Origin of the sequence: Myxococcus stipitatus DSM 14675, from assembly GCF_000331735.1 — a bacterium.
Classification (GTDB): Bacteria; Myxococcota; Myxococcia; order Myxococcales; family Myxococcaceae; genus Myxococcus; species Myxococcus stipitatus.
The window spans coordinates 5,745,126-5,762,081 of the sequence record NC_020126.1; the positions used below are offsets into that span (position 1 = coordinate 5,745,126).

The window sequence follows — 16,956 nt, forward strand, 5'->3', positions numbered from 1 at the left end:
GTTTGGGGATTCGAACGGGGTGCTCCGCTCGGACCTCATTCCTCGCGGGCTTCAAGATTTCGCTCGCATGAAACGGCAGCATCGAAAGAGCGGTCGCATTGCTGTCTGGAACCCGGCAGGCGCACCGCAGCCAACGCGCGGCGTCGTGATTCAGGCCGCGATGAGTGGTTTGGTACGTGTTCCCCCTCACGCGTGGTTCGCGAAGGAGTAGTCCGATGGAATGGCTTGAATTCACCCGCTGGTCTCCCGAGGTGGAGCGGCAGCTCGCGCAGCAGGTGGAGCGGCTGGGCGCGACGGCGGCCTGTGGAACTTCGCCCACTCGACGGCTGCGCGCCCGGGCGTCCGTGGCGACCGTCTACCGGCTGCATACGATGTTGCGCGAGTATCCTCGCACCAACCCCTGGGGACATCCCTCCTCGGAGTGCTGAGCCCGGGGTGAGGCGGTCCCGAGGCGCCTTGGCGCTCGGGCATCGGTCCTCCCTGGCACGGCTTGTCTGGTTGTCGACGGTGAGCAGTCCAGCGGCCCATTTCGAGGGCCCCGAGGACGCTCCCTCCGGTGGAACGGCCAACGCCGCTTCTGCTGGCCCCGTGATTGATTGATACATCAATCCATCCTCCCCACCCCTGCCCTGACACGCTGGCCGTGTACGCCTCCGCGCGGTACGGTCCCCGCCCCTCCGGTTTGGAGGAATGGCGAGGAGCCCCCACTTCGTGCAGACACACCTCCCTCAGGGCCCGCGATGACGCCGCCACGCATGGAGGAGCGCCAGGCGCGGCTCGTCCCCTGGCTGGCCGCGCTGCTGGGCTTCCTCTGGTTCATCGCCCTGGGCGGATGGCGGGCCCTGAGCCCGACGGACCTCGACTGGTTGGGGTGGGGAGACCAGTCCCAGCAAGTCATCGGCTGGTTGTTCTTCCGCGATGCGCCGTGGGGCTTTCCCCTGGGCAAGACGCCCGGCCTCATGCGGCCGCTGACGATGTCGGTGGGGTTCTCCGACTCGAACCCCTGGATGTCGGTGGCGTTCAAGCCGTTCTCGCCGTGGCTGCCCCAGGACTTCCAGTTCGTCGGCCTGTGGCTCGCGTCGTGCCTCGCGCTCCAGGGCTTCATGGGCGCCAAGGTGATGGCCCTGTTCACGCCCCGGCCAGGCCAGCAGCTGCTCGGCGCGGCCCTCTTCATCCTGGCGCCCATCCTGGTCTTCCGGTTCGGACACAGCAATCTGAGCGCGCACTGGATGCTCACCGCGCTGCTGTGGCTCTCCCTGCGTCCCCGCGCGAATGCCCCGGACGCCTGGCGCGCTCTGGGTGGGGCCCTGCTGCTCAGCGTGTTCGCCGCGGGCACCCATCCGTATCTGGCGATCATGACGTTCGCGCTCACGCTGGCGCTGCTCGTCTCCACCGTGCATCCGGAGCGGCTCCTGGGCTGGCGCCAGGCCGTCATCGCGTTCGTCGCCGCGAACCTCGTCATGCTCGGCGTGTTCTTCCTCTTCGGCTACATGGGCCAGGACGTGAGGGGCGACGCCGCCAGTGGCTTCGGCGACTACAGCGCCGACATGCTCACGCTCTTCAACCCCTTCGGTTGGTCGCGGGTGCTGCCTTGGATTCCGACCCGGCCGGGGCAATATGAGGGACTCGGCTTCCTGGGCTCGGGGGTCCTCGTGCTCGCGCTGGTCGTGCTCGCGGGGAAGCCCTCCGACTGGTGGCCCCAGGCGCGGACGCAGTTGAAGGCACGATGGCCCCTGGTGGCGGCGGTGGTCCTGATGATGCTCTTCGCGTTCTCGACGACGATGACCGCTGGGGGCGTCACCGTGGTGTCGATGCGCAAGGTGACCCAGCCGCTCATGCCGGTGCTCAACATGTTCCGAGCCTCCGGCCGCTTCATCTGGCCCATGCACTACCTCGTGCTCACGTGTGTCCTCGGGCTCGTCCTGTGGCGCTGGCGTCGGCACCCGGCGGTCGCCACGGGCGTGCTGCTGGGCGCGGTGGCGATCCAGGTCGCCGATACCGCGACGCTCTGGGGCCAGGACCGCTTCCGCACGGCGTCCTGGCCTCGGCTCCGTGCCCCCGAGTGGGCACACCTGGACGCGTCCTATCGACACGTCGTCATGTTCCCCCCGTACATCCATGGCTCGATGGAGCCCTGCGTCGACAACACGTTCGCGTCCGATGACCACATGCGCTGGGCGGACCTCGCGTACCGCAAGGGGATGACGACCAACAGCGGCTACTCCACGCGCCTCAATGAGCGGCACGTCGCCACCGTCTGCAGCGCGCTCAAGGAGGACGTCGCGAACGGGCGCCTCGCCGACGACACCCTCTACGTGGTCGACGGACCCCGGCTCGCGCAGTTCCAGCGGCTGGGTGAGCGCGTCACCTGCGGCACCGTGGAGGGGTTCAACGTGTGTGTGGCCTCCTCCTCGGGGAAGTTCCGCGAGGTGCTCCTGCACGCCGCGGCCCCGACGCAGGAGCCCCCCGCCGTGACCAACTCACCCTGAACCCGCGACGGACCTACGACTCGGCGCTCTTGCGCAGCACCGTGCGCTCGAGCTTCCCCATCGCATTGCGAGGAAGCGCGTCCACCCAGAGGAACCGCGTCGGGAGCTTGAAGCCCGCGAGTGATTCGCGGCACCACGACTCCAGCGCCTCGTCACTCGGGCGCTCGTGTCCCGCGCGCGGCGCCAGGAACGCCACGGGGACTTCGCCCCAGCGCGCATCTCGAACGCCCACCACCGCGGACTCCTGCACGGAGGGGTGATTCGCGAGCACCGCCTCCACCTCGGCCGGGTAGATGTTCTCCCCTCCCCGGACGATGAGGTCGGTGCGGCGCGACAACACCGTGAGGCGCCCGCGCGAGTCCAACACGCCGAGGTCTCGCGTCCGCAACCAGCCGTCTCGCAATGCTTCGTTCGTGGCGTCGGGCCGCTGCCAGTAGCCCGCCATCACCGTGGGACCTCGCACTTCGATGTCCCCTTCCTGGCCCGGGCCACACACCTCGCCGTCTCCACCGACGATGCGAAGCTCGGTCCCCGGCACCGCGGGTCCCGCCGTGCGGCCATCCGCGTCGCCGGGCCGCTCCGTCGCCACCTGTGAGCACGCCTCGGTGAGACCGTACGTCTGGAGGGCCAGCAACCCCACTGCTCGCGCCCGCTCCAACAGCGGAACCGGCACGGGCCCGCCGCCAATCAACGCCAGCTTGAAGGTCTCTGGCACCCGTCGCCCCGCGCGGACATCGAGCACACGCTCCAACGTCGTCGCGACCAGGCTCGCGTGGGACACCGACTCTTCGTCGATGGCGCGGCAGGTGGACTCGGCGTCGAAGCGCTCATGGAGCACCAGACAGCCCCCCTCGTAGGCCGTGCGCGTCAACATCGCCAGGCCCCCCACGTGGAAGAGCGGCAGTGTCCCCAACCAGCGCGGCGCGGGGTGCGCGCCCAGATTCGCCGCCGATGCACGCGAGGACGCCCGGAAGTTCCCCTCCGTCAGCAAGGCGCCCTTGGGCCTTCCCGTCGTCCCACTCGTCAGCAGGATGACCCGGGCGGAACGCTCATCGAGAGTCCTCGCGGTCGAAGAGGACGTGGCGGAACGGAAGGACTCCAGGGACTCGGCGCCGGGGAGCCGCTCAGCCAGCGCCCCCAGGGCCAACGTGAGGCTGGGTGAGACGTCCTCGACCAACGGCGCGAGCTCGGCGCGAGTGAGCCTCGCGTTGAGTGGGGCCAGCACCGCGCCCAGTCGCCCCAGTGCCCAGAAGAGGAAGACACACGCCGCATGGTTTGTCGCAAGCAGCGCGATGCGGTGTCCCGCCCCCATCCCTCGGGCCTCGAGCGCGGCGACCCAGTGGTCTACCTCGGCATCCAGCGCGCCGTAGGTCCACGAGCGCCCCCCGAAGGTGAGCGCCTCCGCATCCGGGAAGCGCACGGCACCTTCGCGGATGGGACAGCCGTACTTCGTCACATCACCACTCCCGCATCCAACCCAAGGCCCGGCGTCTCCGGAAGCCGGATGCGCCCATGCACGGGCTGGTAGGGATGCATCGGAGGCTCACGCGCGAAGAGCTGCCCCACCGCGAGCCCCGACGCGAGCGCCCCCGACGGCAACGCGGCGGCCAGATGCGCCGCCCCTGCCCGAGCCACCACGCCATCCAGCGAGCTCGTCACATACGCCTGCATGCCCAGGCGCGCGGCACGCATCGCCACCACGAGCCCGGGGAGCAGTCCCCCGAGCACCATCGGCTTGAGCACCACCGCCCCCACCGCGGGTCCCCCCCCCAGGAAGGGGTCCGCGGACAGCAGCGCGCGCAGCGTCTCCGGGGAGCCGAGCGACTCATCCGCGGCCACCATGCACGGCGCGCGGCGCTGCACTCGCCACAGCGCGGACAAGTCATCCGCGGGCGTCGGCTGCTCCACGAGCTCCAGGCCATACCAGCCCAGCCTGTCGAGCGAGCGCTTCGCATCGGGCTCCGACCAGCCGCCGTTCGCGTCCAGCCGCAGCTTCACGTCGGGCCCCACGGCCTCACGCACGGCCTTCACCCGACGCTCATCCTCCTCCAACGAGCGACCCGCCACCTTGAGCTTCAGCGTCGCGTAGCCCTCGGCCACGGCCTTCCGAGCCTGCTCCGCCAGGGCCTCCGGGTTCTCCTCGCTGAGCAGCGCGCTCACCAGGACTTCGGGACGCGCCTCCTCGGCCAGGAGCCAGCACAGCGGGACACCCTGACGCTTCGCGAGCAGGTCCAGCAGCGCCAGCTCCAGCGCATGCTCCGCGGCGGGCACGGGGCCCGGAGGCGCGGGATGACGGGCCCGGATTCGCACCCCCTCGCCTCGCGCCACCGTCGGCGGGAAGGGAGACAGCGTGTCCTCGACGGCGCGCACGGTGTCACCCAGGAACTGGCCCTTGAGCGAGGACAGCCACGCGCCCAGCACCTCGCCACAAACCGACAGCGACTCCGTGCCGAACTCCGGCAGAGGCATCGCCTCGCCAAGCCCTACGCGCCCCTCTTCATCCTCCAGCCGCACGATGAAACCCTCGCGCGTGGAGTAGGAGCCTCGAGATGTCTTCAGTGGCTGGAGCAGCTCCAACCGCAGCGGGGTCAATGTCGCCTGGACGATGCGCATGGACTCACATCATCGCAGGTAGAGGCCCACGCCGAACAGCACGCCGAAGAAGAGTTGGAAGCGCGCGGTGCCGCCCAGCGCGGGGTTCAGCGCCGCCCCCTGCTCCCGCAGCACCCGACGAAGCGGGGCCACCACCAGGGGCAGGCTCAGGAAGGACAAGAAGACCCAGGGTCCCGCAAGTCCCAGTGCGAACATGGCCACCGGCGTGGCGAACGACGCCACCATCAGCAGCACGTACTCCGCCTTGCCCGCCGTCGTCCCCCAACGGACCGCCAGCGTCCGCTTGCCCGCCTTCACGTCCGTGGTGACGTCCCGCAGGTTGTTCACGACGATGAGCATCGTGCCGCTCGCCCCCACGGGGATGGCCGCCCACCACGCCGCCGGATGCACCGAGCCCGCCTGCACGTAGAAGGTTCCCGTCACCGCGACGAGTCCGAAGAAGATGAAGACGAACAGGTCGCCCAGGCCGTTGTAGCCCAGGGGGAACGGCCCCCCGGTATACGCGTAACCACAGAGCAGCGACGCGAGGCCGATGGCCACGATGGGCCACCCTCCCACCGCGACCAGGTACATGCCCACCGCCGTCGCGAGCGCGAAGCAGACCGCCGCGCCGAACAGCACGGTGCTCGGGGCGATGAGCCCGCTCTGCGTGACCCGCACCGGGCCCAGCCGCTCGTGCGTGTCCGCGCCCTTCTTGAAGTCGTAGTAGTCGTTGATGAAGTTGGTGCCGATCTGGATGAGCACCGCGCCCAGCAGCGCCGCGAGCGCCGGGACGATTCGCCCCACCCCCAGACCAAAGGCCAGCGTCGTCCCCACCAGCACGGGGACCAAGGCCGCCGTCAGCGTCTTCGGACGCACGGCCATCAACCACGTCTTCACCGTGGGCTTGGGCTTCACCATCGCCACCGAGGCTCCAGGAACCGACGCACTCACGGACTCACCCTCCCAGGGCTCGCCGCCGCCGTGGCGGTGGGGCCCTCGAACTGGGGGGCCTCGTACCAGGGCGTCTGGAGGAAACCCAGCACCTCGCGGACGTACTCCTCGGGCGCCTCCAGGTGCGGCGCATGGCCACAATCCGCGAAGGCATGACGCCACACCACGGGCAGCTCCGCCGCCATGCGGCGCGCGGTCTGCGTGAACTTGTCGTCGCGTGCTCCCGTGAGCAGCAACGTGGGCAGGCGCTGATGGTGCAGCTCCGACCAATAGTCCGGTTGCACCCCCAGCCCCAGGGTCTCCAGCGCTCCAGCGAGGCCCTCGGAGGAGCACGCCCGGCGGTGAGCCCGCAGCGTCTCACGGCGCTCCGTGGGCATGGCCCGCAGGCCATCGAACAGCGGCAGCGCTTCCCACCGCTCGACGAACGCGTCCACGCCGCGCGCGCGGATGAAGGTCGCGAGCTGCCCGTCCGCCTCGCGCCTCGCGGCCCGCTCCTGGCGCCGATGCAATCCGGGTGAGCCGCTCTCCATGATGAGCCGGCCGAACCGGTCCGGCGCCCGCACCGCCGCGGCCAACGCAATCCGCGCGCCCTGCGAGTAGCCCAGGAGGTCCACCGTGCCCACCCCCAGCTTGTCGACCAGGGCCACCAGCGCGTCGACCGTCTCCAGGAAGCCGTCGCGGCCCTTGCGCTCCGGCAGCGGCGTGGCGCCGTGTCCCGGCAGGTCCACCGCGATGGCTCGCACGGAGCGGCCCATCAGCGGACGCAGGCCCTGGAACGAGGCCCGGTTCCCCGTGAAGCCATGGAGCAGCACGAGCGGCCGACTGCCCTCGCCCCACGTCTCGTAAGCCAGCGTCACAGCCATGGTCCCTCCCCGAGCGCGGCGGCCATCCGCGCGAAGAGCTGCCGGTGGTCGTCCACGTTCGCGGCCCGGTCCACGACCACCTCGACCAGATGCAGACCGCCCTCGAGTCCCTCGCGCACCGCCCCACGAAGCGCCGAGGGCGTCGTCGGACGATGGAACCGCGCCCCACCCAGCGCCGCCGCGTGCGACAGGTCCACGCCGTGCGGCGTGCCGAACAGCGTCTCGAACTCGTCCGGCTTCGCCGCCTGCGCGATGGGCAGGAACGAGAAGATGCCACCACCGTCGTTGTTCACCGCGACGACGGTGAGCGGAACCTTCGCGCGAGACGCCGTGACGAACGCGCCCACGTCGTGCAGGAGCGCCAGGTCTCCCGTCAGCAGCACCACCGGACGCGAAGCCGCCGCGGCGACGCCCAGCGCGCTGGAGATGATGCCGTCGATGCCGTTGGCTCCGCGATTCGCGAGCACGCGCAGGGGCATCGTCCCCGCGGGAGCAAACGCGTCCACGTCGCGGATGGGCATGCTGCTGGAGACGAACAGCGCGGCCCCCGCGGGAAGCGCGGCCACCACCTCGCGCGCGATTCGCGGCTCGGTGAGCGCATCGGGACGCTCCGCGAACGCCGCCTCCAGCGCGCCCCGCGCCATCCGCTCCGCGGTGATGAAGCCCTGCGCCCACCGTCCAGGCCCGCGAGTCAGCCCCTTCGCCAGCGCGGCACACGCCGCCACCGCCGAGCCCTCCACCACCGTGGCCGCTCGATGCGCGGGGTCGAACAACGCGCCGCCATCGCTGAAGAGGACCACCTCCGCCCCCGACGCGTCCAGCCACTGCTGCGGCACCTTCGGCGTCAGCCCCCCGCCGAACCGCAGCACCAGCTCCGGCCGGTGCGTCCGCGCGAACGGGGCATGGCGCAGCAGGGCGTCGTAGTACGAGAGCGTCAGCGGACCGCCTCCATACCGAGCCTGCGAAGTCGCCTCCGCCAACACCGGGTAGCCCGTGGCCTGGGACAGCGCGGAGATGGCTTCGGAGAAGCCATCCGCCTCGTCGCGCGGACCACAGACGATGACGCCGCGCTCCGTGGAGGCGATGCGCTGACGGATTGACTCCAACACCGCCGCATCCGGTGCCGGCATGGGCGGCACGATGCGCGTGAAGGGCACACCCGCGCGGCCCGACTTCGACAGCGCGGACAGGCGCTCTTCACCAAAAGCTTCCGTCACCGGAGCGAGCGGCTCGCGGAAGGGCACGTTGAGCTGCACGGCCCCTCGCGGTGCACGCATCGACGTCGCGGCGGCTCGCGCGGCGGTGGCTCGCAGGTGGGCCAGCGCCACGTCGCTGGCTTCGGGCACACCGACGTCCGAGAAGCTGCGCGCATGCTCGCCGTAGAAGCGCGCCTGCGGCACGGTCTGCGCCGCGCCCCACCCCTGAAGCTCCAGCGGGCGGTCCGCCGTGAGAACAATCAAGGGCACCTGAGACAGCGACGCCTCGATGACCGCGGGATAGAAGTGCGCGCCCGCCGTGCCGCTCGTCGCCACGAGAATCACCGGCGCGCGCGACTGCTTGGCGAGCCCCAAGCCGAAGAACGCGGCGCTCCGCTCGTCGATGACGGACCAGACGCGCAGGCCCTCCGCGCGAGCACACGCCAGCGCCAGGGGCGAGGAGCGTGAGCCCGGACACACCACGGCGTGCCTCGCACCGCCGCGCACCAGTTCCTCGACGAGGGCCCGAGCCCACAGCACGTTGAGGTTACTGTCGCCCGACATCCACGCCTCCCAGCGCACGCAACACGGCCAGACTCTTCATCTCCGTCTCCCGCCACTCCGCCTCCGCGATGGAGCCGGCCACGATTCCGCAACCCACGAACAACCGAGCCCTCGCGCCCCGCACCCTCGCCGAGCGCAACGCCACCATCAGGTGCGCACGCCCAGGCCCCATCCACCCCACCGGCCCCGCGTACCAGCCCCGGTCCAACCCCTCGTGCTCCACCAGGAAGGACAGCGCGCGCTCGCGCGGCGTGCCGCCCACCGCCGGCGTGGGATGCAGCGCCCCCACCACCTGCGCGGCGGAGACGCCTTCCTTCAGCTCCGCGCGAATGCCCGTGCGCAGGTGCACCACGTTCTTCAGCGTCAACAGGCGAGGCTCGGCGTCCGCGTGAACGTCCGACACCAGGGAGCGCAGCGTCGCGAGGATGTAGCGCACCACCGCCTCGTGCTCTCGCACTTCCTTGTCCACGCCCCGCAGCCCGTCGGCCTGCTGGGGTGAGGCCGTCCCGGCGAGCGCCTCGGTCTCGAGCACACGGCCGTCCACGCGGCACAGCGTCTCCGGCGTCGCGCCGAGGAAGCACGTGCCATCCGGCACCCGGAACAAGAACGTGGCGCAGCGAGGGTTCTGCTCCCGCAAGCGCGCCAGCACATCCACGACCTCGAAGGCCGCGGGGCCCTCCACATCCACGGCCCGCGCCAGCACGACCTTCTGAAGCTGTCCGGAGGCGATGGCCTCCAGCGCACGCTCCACCCGCGCCTCGAACTCCGGGCGCGACGACTTCGACGACAGCTCCACCGCGCCGCCCCGCGCGTGGCGATAGCCCTCCGCGAAGCGCGTCCGCACCCGCTCCAGTCGCGAGCGAACCGCGTCCTCACCGCCACGGCCCTCGGGGGCGAAGGCCGCCACGGCCACCCCGCTCGCCGTGCGCCACACCAGCACCTCGGGGAGCGTCCAGCGGGCCACGCCGTGAGACGCCCAGCCCGCGTCCGGAAGCCCCGTCGCACCGAAGCGCAGGCCGCCGAACCAGGGGCCGGGCATGTCGGCGGGCGGCGCGCCCAACCAACGCAACTCCAGGGCGCCCAGCGCGGCCATGACCGCGGGCACCTGCGCGGAATCCGTGGCCTCCACCACGGCCGCCTCACCCCATCCCGCCGCCGCCTCGCGCTCCAGGGGCCGCTCCCAATAGACCGTTGGAACGCCCAGCGAATCCGCGCCAGAGAGCGGATCCACCGCGGCCAGGGGCATCATTCCGGCCACCCAGCGCTGGCTCTCAACGGGATTGAGCGTCTTCATCAGCGGTCCTCATCCGCGACTGCCCTGAAATCACCTTCGGTTGTCTTCTAAGCCATCTCGGCTATACATGCACCAAGGAGTTCAAAACCTCTTGAACTCGGTGGATGGGAGGGCTCGTGGGAGGCAAGCAGCCAGACGAATCCGCGCCGGTCGCGGTCCGGAAGGACACGGGTGCGCGGCGGGTGCTGCGCGCCTTCCGTCCCGAGGGAACCCGGGTTCAGGTGGGGCCCGTGGAGGTCGGTGGGCCGGGGTTCGTCGTCATGGCCGGGCCCTGCGCGGTGGAAGGCATCGAGCAGGTCGACCGCACGGCGGCTGCGGTGGCGCAAGCCGGCGCGCACGTCCTCCGAGGTGGCGTGTTCAAGCCCCGCACCAGTCCCTACGCCTTCCAAGGAATGGGTGAGCCGGGACTGCACCTGCTCGCGGAGGCCGGACGCCGCCACGGGCTGCCCATCATCAGCGAGGTGATGGAGACCTCGCAGTTGCCCTTCATGGTGGAGTCCGCGGACATCCTCCAGGTGGGCGCGCGCAACATGCAGAACTTCTCCCTGCTGCGAGCGCTGGGCAAGGTGCGCCGCCCGGTCCTGCTGAAGCGGGGGCTGTCCGCCACGCTGCAGGAGTGGCTGCTGGCGGCGGAGTACATCCTCGAGGGTGGCAACGAGCAAGTCATGTTGTGCGAGCGGGGCATCCGCACCTTCGAGACGGAGATTCGCAACACGCTGGACCTGGCGGCGGTGGCCTGGGCGAAGCAGCGCACGCACCTCCCCGTCATCGTCGACCCGTCCCACGCGACGGGCCAGGTGGACCTCATCCTGCCCATGTCCCTGGCGGCCGCGGCGGCTGGCGCGGACGGGCTGCTCATCGAGGTCCATCCCCGGCCGGAGCAGGCCCTGTGCGACGGGAACCAGGCCCTGACGCCGGAACACTTCCAAACCTTGATGCAGCGCTTGCCACCCGTGCTAGACGCGGTGGGTCGACACCTTTGGCGGCCGGAGAGTCCGGCCCAGGTCGTGAGGGCGAGATGAGCACCGAAGTCCGTCAGATGTTCTCCTCCATCGCCACGCGGTACGACGTGACGAACGAAGTCCTCTCGTTCGGCATCCACCGCCTGTGGCGACGGACGGCCGTGCGTCTCAGCCGGGCGAAGGCGGGCGACAGCGTCCTCGACTGCGCGTCCGGCACGGGCGACCTGGCGCTCGCGTTCAAACGCAAGGTGGGCGCCACGGGCCACGTGCTCGGCACGGACTTCTGCCCGGAGATGCTGGAGAGCGCTCCCGCGAAGGCGGCCAAGGCGGGCCTCCAGGTGGACTTCCAGGTCGCGGACGCCATGGCGCTGCCCTTCGAGGACAACCGCTTCGACGTGGCCTCCATCGCCTTCGGCATCCGCAACGTGGATGACCCGGTGAAGTGCCTCAAGGAGATGGGGCGCGTGGTGAAGCCCGGTGGCCGTGTCGTCGTGCTGGAGTTCGGCCAGCCGGAGGGTGTCTTCGGCGCGCTCTTCCGCTTCTACAGCAAGACGGTGATGCCGGCGATCGGCGGCATGCTCACCGGCAACCGCGCGGCCTACGAGTACCTGCCCCGCACGTCGGCGGCGTTCCCCGCGGGAGAGCGGTTCCTGTCGCTGATGGACCAGTCCGGCGCCTATGCGGAGCGAAGCGCGCACCCGCTGACGTTCGGAACGGCCAACGTCTATGTCGGCCTCGTCCGCTGAAGCACGGCGGTCCCGTGTCGAGCATGTCCTGTCCTCGGTGGATCCCCGGCTCGCGCCGGCGCTGAGAGAAGCCCTGGCGCGACCAGGGCCCGTGCCGCGCCCGGAAGCCGGACAGACGGTGGTGCTGTGCGGCCACCGGAGCGCGGGCAAGTCCACGCTCCTGCCTCGGGTCGCGGGTCTGCTCGAGCGGCGGGGCGTGGACCTGGATGCCCACCTGGAGCGGCTCCACGGCCGCCCGCTGAAGACGTGGGTGGCGCAGTCCCCCGCCGAGTTCCGCGCCGCCGAGCGCCGCGCCCTGCTGGAGCTTCCGCCGGGGGGATTGGTGGCGGTGGGGGGAGGCTTCCTCTCCCATCACCCCGACGCGCTGGAGGGCATGTTCACCCTCATCATCCCGATCACCTTCGAGACCTATCGGGACCGGCTGACGGCGGACCGGACGCGGCCTCGACTGCGGCCGGACGTCTCGCTGGAGGAGGAGATCTCCTCCGTCTTCCATGAACGCGAGGCCCTGCACGCCCGCGTCCCCACCATCGCCCTGGTGGACTTCCTCCGGGGCTGCCTCCACTCAGAGGAGTCCCCGTGACACCCGCTCGGCGTGTCGTGACGTTGCCTCCCACCCTGCTCGGCTCCGACGCCGTGCACTTCGCGCGGGGGTGCCAGCGTCGCGGCGCCGATGTGCTGGAGATCCGCACCGACCTGCACGCCCCCGACGCGGTGGACCCGGCCGCCCTGGCGAGCGTGCTCCCGCTGCTCGTCTCCGAGCGCGGCAAGCCACTCCCCGCCGCGTGGGTCTCCGCCGCGTGGCGCGTGGACCGGGACTTGATGGACGCCACCGGGCACCAGGGCTCGCTCGACGCGCCCTCCGGCAAGCTGCTCGCGTCCCACCACGCGGAGCGACCGCTCAGCACGGCTGAGGCGCTGAGCCTCTGGGAGCGCGACCTTCCCGCCGATGCCCTCGTGAAGCACGTGGAGCCGATGACTCACCCGGACCAGGTCCGCACGCTATTGGAGACCCAACGGCGGATGATGGACCGGTTCGGCCCGACACGCGTCACCGTGCTCGGCATGGGCTCCGTCGCGCTGCCCGCCCGCGCGGTGCTGGCCCGGAACAACCTGCTCGACTACGTGGCCGCGGGAGGATCCTGGGCCGCGGCACCGGGGCAGCGGCTCCTGGACGACGTCGTGCGAGAGTGGCGCGGCGCGGACCGCACCACCCTGCCCGCCCCGCTGCGGCTGGGCATCTTCGGCACGTCCATCACCCACTCGCGCTCGCCGCGCATCCACCGCCAGCCCTTCGACCGCATCGACATTCCCGAGGACGGCCCCGTGGAGGCGCTCGTGGACTCGCTGCTCCCGAGCCATGGGGGCTTCGCCGTCACGAGCCCGTTCAAGATGCGGCTCGCGAAGCACACGGGCTCGCCGCTGGACGCCATCAACACCCTGGTGCGCCGGGGCGACCGGTGGGAGTCCTTCAACACCGACACCGAGGGCGCCCGGAAGGTGCTGGAGCGCCTGGGCGCGGTGGACGTGTTCGTGCTGGGTGACGGCGGTGCAACGTCCGCCCTGCGCACCGTGGCCACCGAGCGAGGCCAGGCGCTGCGCATCCTCCGGCGCGCGGACATCCAGGCCCCCCTCACCGGGGCCGGTGTCTGGACGTGGCCGGACCGGGTGGCTGCTCCGGATTCCCTGCGATTCGAGCGAGCACGCGTCGCGGTGATCGCATACGGTGCCCCCGGCCGACGCATCGCCGCGGAGATTTCGCGGCGCGGAGGCACCCCTGTCCTGCTGGGCGCGGCGTGGTTCGTCGCACAGGCCCGGCGTCAACGCGAGCTCTGGGAGACAGCAACGTGAACACCTTTGGAACCCTCTTTCGCGTGACGACATTTGGCGAGAGCCACGGCCCCGCGCTCGGCGCGGTGGTGGATGGCTGCCCCGCCGGTGTCCCGCTCACCCGCGAGCGCATCCAGGCCGCGTTGGACCGACGCCGTCCGGGCCAGTCCGCCCTCGTCACGCCTCGCAACGAGCCGGACCAGGTGGAGATCCTCTCCGGCGTCTTCGAGGACAAGACGCTCGGCACGCCCATCGCGGCCATCGTCCGCAACACCAACCAGCGCTCCGGCGACTACGAGCAGCTCAAGCAGGTGGACCGGCCCGGCCACGCCGACGCCGTCTGGCGCGAGCGCTACAAGCACCGCGACCACCGCGGCGGCGGCCGCACCAGCGGACGCGAGACGCTCTGCCGCGTCATCGGCGGCACCATCGCGGAGGCCTATCTGGAGCGCGACCTGCCCACCGTGAGCACCGTCGCGTACGTGTCCCAGGTCGGTGACCTCGTGGCCTCCGTGCCCGCGCTCGGGCTCACCCGGGCGATGGTGGATGCACACCCGACGCGCTGCCCGGACCTCGCCGTTCGGGAGGAGATGTCCCGCCGCATCCTCGCGGCCAAGGAGGCGGGAGACAGCCTGGGAGGCTCCATCGACGTGCGCGTCGAGGGCCTCCCCGTGGGGCTGGGTGAGCCCATCTTCGGGAAGATCAAGGCGCTCATCGCCCAGGCCCTGGGCAGCGTCGGCGCCATCACCGGCGTCATGTGGGGCCCACCGGACCTGCTGGAGCGCATTGGCCAGCTCGGGACCCAGTTCCACTCCGTGAAGGACGTCTACGGCGGCATCCAGGGCGGGCTCACCAACGGCGAGCCGCTCCAGGTCCGCGCCTATTTCAAACCCCCAGCGACGCTGGCGGACCACGCGAAGGGTGGCCGTCACGACCCGTGCATCATGCCCCGCGCCGTTCCGGTGCTGGAGTCCATGGTGTCCCTGGTCATCGCAGACCTCGTCCAACAGATGAACGCACGCCCCCATACCCTATGAACCCCTACCCTCCCGGCGCCTACCGTCCTCCCAACGACCGCTGGGGTCCGTTCTCACGTCTCGCCAAGCGCCTTCCCGAGGGAAGTCTCGCCGTGGTGGACCGCACCGTCGCGCGCCTCCACCCCGACCTCATCCCCGCGCTGAAAGCCCGAGCGCCTCGCGCCATCGTCCAGTTGGTGGGCGGTGAGAGTGCCAAGAGCTTCACGGCGCTGGAGAAGGTGCTCGCCGCGGGGCTGTCCCTGCCGCGCTCGGGCACGCTGCTCGCCGTGGGCGGAGGCACCGTTGGAGATGTGTCCACCGTCGCCGCGCACCTGCTCAAGCGCGGCGTGCGACTGGTGCAGGTCCCCACGACGCTCCTGGCCGCCGTGGACAGCAGCCTGGGTGGAAAGGGCGCGGTGGACCTCACCGTGAAGGGTCGCGTGGTGAAGAACCCCGCGGGCGTCTTCCACTACGCCGAGGAGTCGTGGGTCTGCCCGGAGCTGTTCTCGACGCTGTCGCCCACGCAGGTGCGCGAGGGCTCGCTCGAGGCCTGGAAGATGGTCATCAGCCTGGATGCCGCCCTCTTCCGCCGCTACGTGCGCAAGCCGCCCGCGCTCGAGAAGCTGGTGAAGGACGCGCGCGGCCTCAAGGAGCGCGTCTGCGCGAAGGACCCGTATGAGCACACGGGCCTGCGCCGGGTGCTCAACTTCGGGCACACCTTCGGCCACGTGTTGGAGAGCGTGTCGCACTTCAAGCTGTCTCACGGCGACGCGGTGGGTCTGGGAATCCTCCTGGCCCTGGACGTGGGCCGCCACCTGGGCGTCACCCCGGAGCCCATCGCCGCCCAGGCCGAGGCCGCGCTCGCCGAAGGTCCCGGAGTCCTGGGCCGGGAGCGGGTCGCCTCGCTGCTGCGACCGGCGCCGCTCAAGGACATCGTCACGCTGCTCGACGCCGACAAGAAGGCCGGCGCGAAGGGGGAGCTGCGAATGGTGCTGTTGACGGCCATCGGCTCCACCGAGGTCCGCGACGTCGCGCCCGAGACCTGGCGCGCGCTCTGGCCCTCCTGGACGAAGGGGGTGCGTCCGTGAGCACCAGCAGCCGCCGAATCCTGCTGGACCCGACGGGACTCCAGCCGTCGCCCCTCACGCCCCCGGTCTCCAAGTCGGACGCGCAGCGGGCCCTGGTGCTGGGGCACTTGACCGGCGCCTGGCCGCTGCCCTCCGTCCAGGCCGAGTCGGACGAGGACCTGCCCGCCGACGTGCGCGTCCTTCGCCGAGGCGTGGAGGCCCTCCGCCTCCCCCCCGGCCCCGTGCGCGACGTCGACTGCGCGGACGGTGGCGCGCCGTTCCGCATCCTGGCCACCCAGGCCGCGGTGACTCCCGGCGTCCGCGTGCGCCTCACGGGGACACCTCGCCTGGGTGAGCGGCCCCATGGCCCGCTCTTCACGTCGCTGAAGGACGCCCTGGGCCCCGCGGGCTTCGCGCTCACCGAGGGCACGCCCTGGCCGGTGGAGCTCGCCGCGCCCACCGACACCTCCCGCGTCGCGCCCGTCTTCCGGGTGCCCGGCTCACAGAGCAGCCAGTACGCCTCCAGCCTCCTGCTGGGCTGCGCGGCGCTGTACCTGCGTGAGCGCCGCGCGTGGAGCGTGGAGATCGAAGGCACGCTGACGAGCGCCGGCTACCTGGAGCTCACGGTGGCGTGGCTCGAGCGCTTCGGCTTCGAGCTCCAGAAGTCCGACGCCCGCTACACGGTCTCTGGCTACACACCGCCGCCGAGCGTCCCCTCTCTGCCCGGGGACTGGTCCTCGCTGGGGTACCTGCTGCTCGTGGCCTGGAAGTCGGGCGGTACGGTGGAGCGCGCCGACCCCGCCAGCGCGCATCCGGACCAGGCCATCCTCCGCCTCATCGAGCAGGTGGGTCTGCGGACGGCGCCCGCCGGACAGCCACACACCCTGAAGGTGACGGGCCGACCCGAGCAAGGCCTGCGGGCTTCGGGCAAGGAGTGCCCGGACCTGCTGCCGACCCTGGCGGCGCTCGCCTGTGTCCTACCCGCGCCGTCCACGCTGACGGACGTCGGAATCCTCCGGCTGAAGGAGAGCGACCGGCTGGAAGGCATCCGCGCCCTCGTCGCCGCCTACGGGGGCACCAGCGACCTGCAGGGGGAAATCCTCCACCTGACGCCTCCGGCCTCCCCACCCGCCCGCTTCGAGATGGACAGCCAGGGGGACCACCGCCTGGCGATGACCGCGGCCACCCTCAGCGTGTTGTCGGGGGCCCCCCTCGTGCTCACCGGGCCCGAGTGTGTCGAGAAGAGCTTTCCGGGCTTCTGGAGGCAACTGCAGCGCTCGGGAGCGCGTATTTCCGAGTCACCGTAGAACCATCAGTGTCTCGATTGCCGACTTATCGTTCTTTTTTGTTGAAAGCGATCTGCGCCCTGTGAAATCTCCGCCC

The 16,956-nt window shown here is 71.1% G+C and carries 15 protein-coding genes; 9 read left to right on the top strand and 6 right to left on the bottom strand.

Features of this window, described 5'->3' with window-relative positions:
• Window positions 1-215 precede the first annotated feature (215 nt).
• Together MYSTI_RS21995 and MYSTI_RS22000 are read left to right on the top strand one after the other, a co-directional pair.
• Complete coding sequence (locus MYSTI_RS21995; protein WP_044281097.1) at window positions 216-428, top strand: hypothetical protein; 213 nt, start codon at window positions 216-218, stop codon at window positions 426-428.
• Window positions 429-740: 312 nt separating this feature from the next.
• On the top strand, window positions 741-2,489 hold the full coding sequence (locus MYSTI_RS22000; RefSeq protein WP_015349995.1) for a DUF6311 domain-containing protein: 1,749 nt from the start codon (window positions 741-743) through the stop codon (window positions 2,487-2,489).
• Between the two features lie 13 nt (window positions 2,490-2,502).
• On the opposite strand, the gene menE is transcribed toward MYSTI_RS22000, so the two are convergent.
• The 6 genes from menE to MYSTI_RS22030 are packed head-to-tail and all read right to left on the bottom strand — an operon-like array spanning window position 2,503 to window position 9,952.
• Window positions 2,503-3,945 carry an o-succinylbenzoate--CoA ligase gene (gene menE, locus MYSTI_RS22005; protein ID WP_015349996.1) on the bottom strand — a complete coding sequence of 481 codons (1,443 nt, stop codon included), beginning with the start codon at window positions 3,943-3,945 and terminating at the stop codon, window positions 2,503-2,505.
• Window positions 3,942-5,102 carry an o-succinylbenzoate synthase gene (gene menC, locus MYSTI_RS22010; protein ID WP_015349997.1) on the bottom strand — a complete coding sequence of 387 codons (1,161 nt, stop codon included), beginning with the start codon at window positions 5,100-5,102 and terminating at the stop codon, window positions 3,942-3,944. Before menC ends, menE begins: the two co-directional genes overlap by 4 nt.
• Before the next feature lie 9 nt (window positions 5,103-5,111).
• The gene (locus tag MYSTI_RS22015; RefSeq protein WP_044281100.1) at window positions 5,112-6,035 is read right to left on the bottom strand and encodes a 1,4-dihydroxy-2-naphthoate polyprenyltransferase; all 924 of its coding nucleotides are present in this window, start codon (window positions 6,033-6,035) and stop codon (window positions 5,112-5,114) included.
• Window positions 6,032-6,898 carry a 2-succinyl-6-hydroxy-2,4-cyclohexadiene-1-carboxylate synthase gene (menH, locus tag MYSTI_RS22020; protein ID WP_015349999.1) on the bottom strand — a complete coding sequence of 289 codons (867 nt, stop codon included), beginning with the start codon at window positions 6,896-6,898 and terminating at the stop codon, window positions 6,032-6,034. The genes MYSTI_RS22015 and menH overlap by 4 nt, the downstream gene beginning before the upstream one ends.
• Window positions 6,889-8,658: a 2-succinyl-5-enolpyruvyl-6-hydroxy-3-cyclohexene-1-carboxylic-acid synthase gene (gene menD, locus MYSTI_RS22025; RefSeq protein WP_015350000.1), complete on the bottom strand. Its 1,770-nt coding sequence runs from the start codon at window positions 8,656-8,658 to the stop codon at window positions 6,889-6,891. Before menD ends, menH begins: the two co-directional genes overlap by 10 nt.
• Window positions 8,642-9,952, bottom strand: coding sequence for an isochorismate synthase (locus MYSTI_RS22030; protein ID WP_015350001.1), 1,311 nt, complete (start codon window positions 9,950-9,952; stop codon window positions 8,642-8,644). Before MYSTI_RS22030 ends, menD begins: the two co-directional genes overlap by 17 nt.
• 116 nt (window positions 9,953-10,068) lie before the next feature.
• Here MYSTI_RS22030 and aroF point away from each other — a divergent pair, with 116 nt between their 5' ends.
• The 7 genes from aroF to MYSTI_RS22065 are packed head-to-tail and all read left to right on the top strand — an operon-like array spanning window position 10,069 to window position 16,880.
• A complete protein-coding gene (gene aroF / locus MYSTI_RS22035) occupies window positions 10,069-10,974 on the top strand; it encodes a 3-deoxy-7-phosphoheptulonate synthase (protein ID WP_015350002.1) in 906 nt (301 codons plus the stop codon).
• Entirely contained in the window at window positions 10,971-11,660 is a 690-nt protein-coding gene (ubiE, locus tag MYSTI_RS22040; protein WP_015350003.1) for a bifunctional demethylmenaquinone methyltransferase/2-methoxy-6-polyprenyl-1,4-benzoquinol methylase UbiE, read from the top strand. The genes aroF and ubiE overlap by 4 nt, the downstream gene beginning before the upstream one ends.
• Before the next feature lie 37 nt (window positions 11,661-11,697).
• Complete coding sequence (locus MYSTI_RS22045; protein WP_233277924.1) at window positions 11,698-12,243, top strand: shikimate kinase; 546 nt, start codon at window positions 11,698-11,700, stop codon at window positions 12,241-12,243.
• On the top strand, window positions 12,240-13,511 hold the full coding sequence (locus tag MYSTI_RS22050; RefSeq protein WP_015350005.1) for a shikimate 5-dehydrogenase: 1,272 nt from the start codon (window positions 12,240-12,242) through the stop codon (window positions 13,509-13,511). The genes MYSTI_RS22045 and MYSTI_RS22050 overlap by 4 nt, the downstream gene beginning before the upstream one ends.
• Entirely contained in the window at window positions 13,508-14,527 is a 1,020-nt protein-coding gene (gene aroC, locus MYSTI_RS22055; RefSeq protein ID WP_015350006.1) for a chorismate synthase, read from the top strand. Before MYSTI_RS22050 ends, aroC begins: the two co-directional genes overlap by 4 nt.
• Window positions 14,524-15,594 carry a 3-dehydroquinate synthase gene (locus MYSTI_RS22060; protein WP_015350007.1) on the top strand — a complete coding sequence of 357 codons (1,071 nt, stop codon included), beginning with the start codon at window positions 14,524-14,526 and terminating at the stop codon, window positions 15,592-15,594. Before aroC ends, MYSTI_RS22060 begins: the two co-directional genes overlap by 4 nt.
• Window positions 15,591-16,880 carry a 3-phosphoshikimate 1-carboxyvinyltransferase gene (locus MYSTI_RS22065; protein WP_015350008.1) on the top strand — a complete coding sequence of 430 codons (1,290 nt, stop codon included), beginning with the start codon at window positions 15,591-15,593 and terminating at the stop codon, window positions 16,878-16,880. The genes MYSTI_RS22060 and MYSTI_RS22065 overlap by 4 nt, the downstream gene beginning before the upstream one ends.
• Window positions 16,881-16,956: the final 76 nt, after the last annotated feature.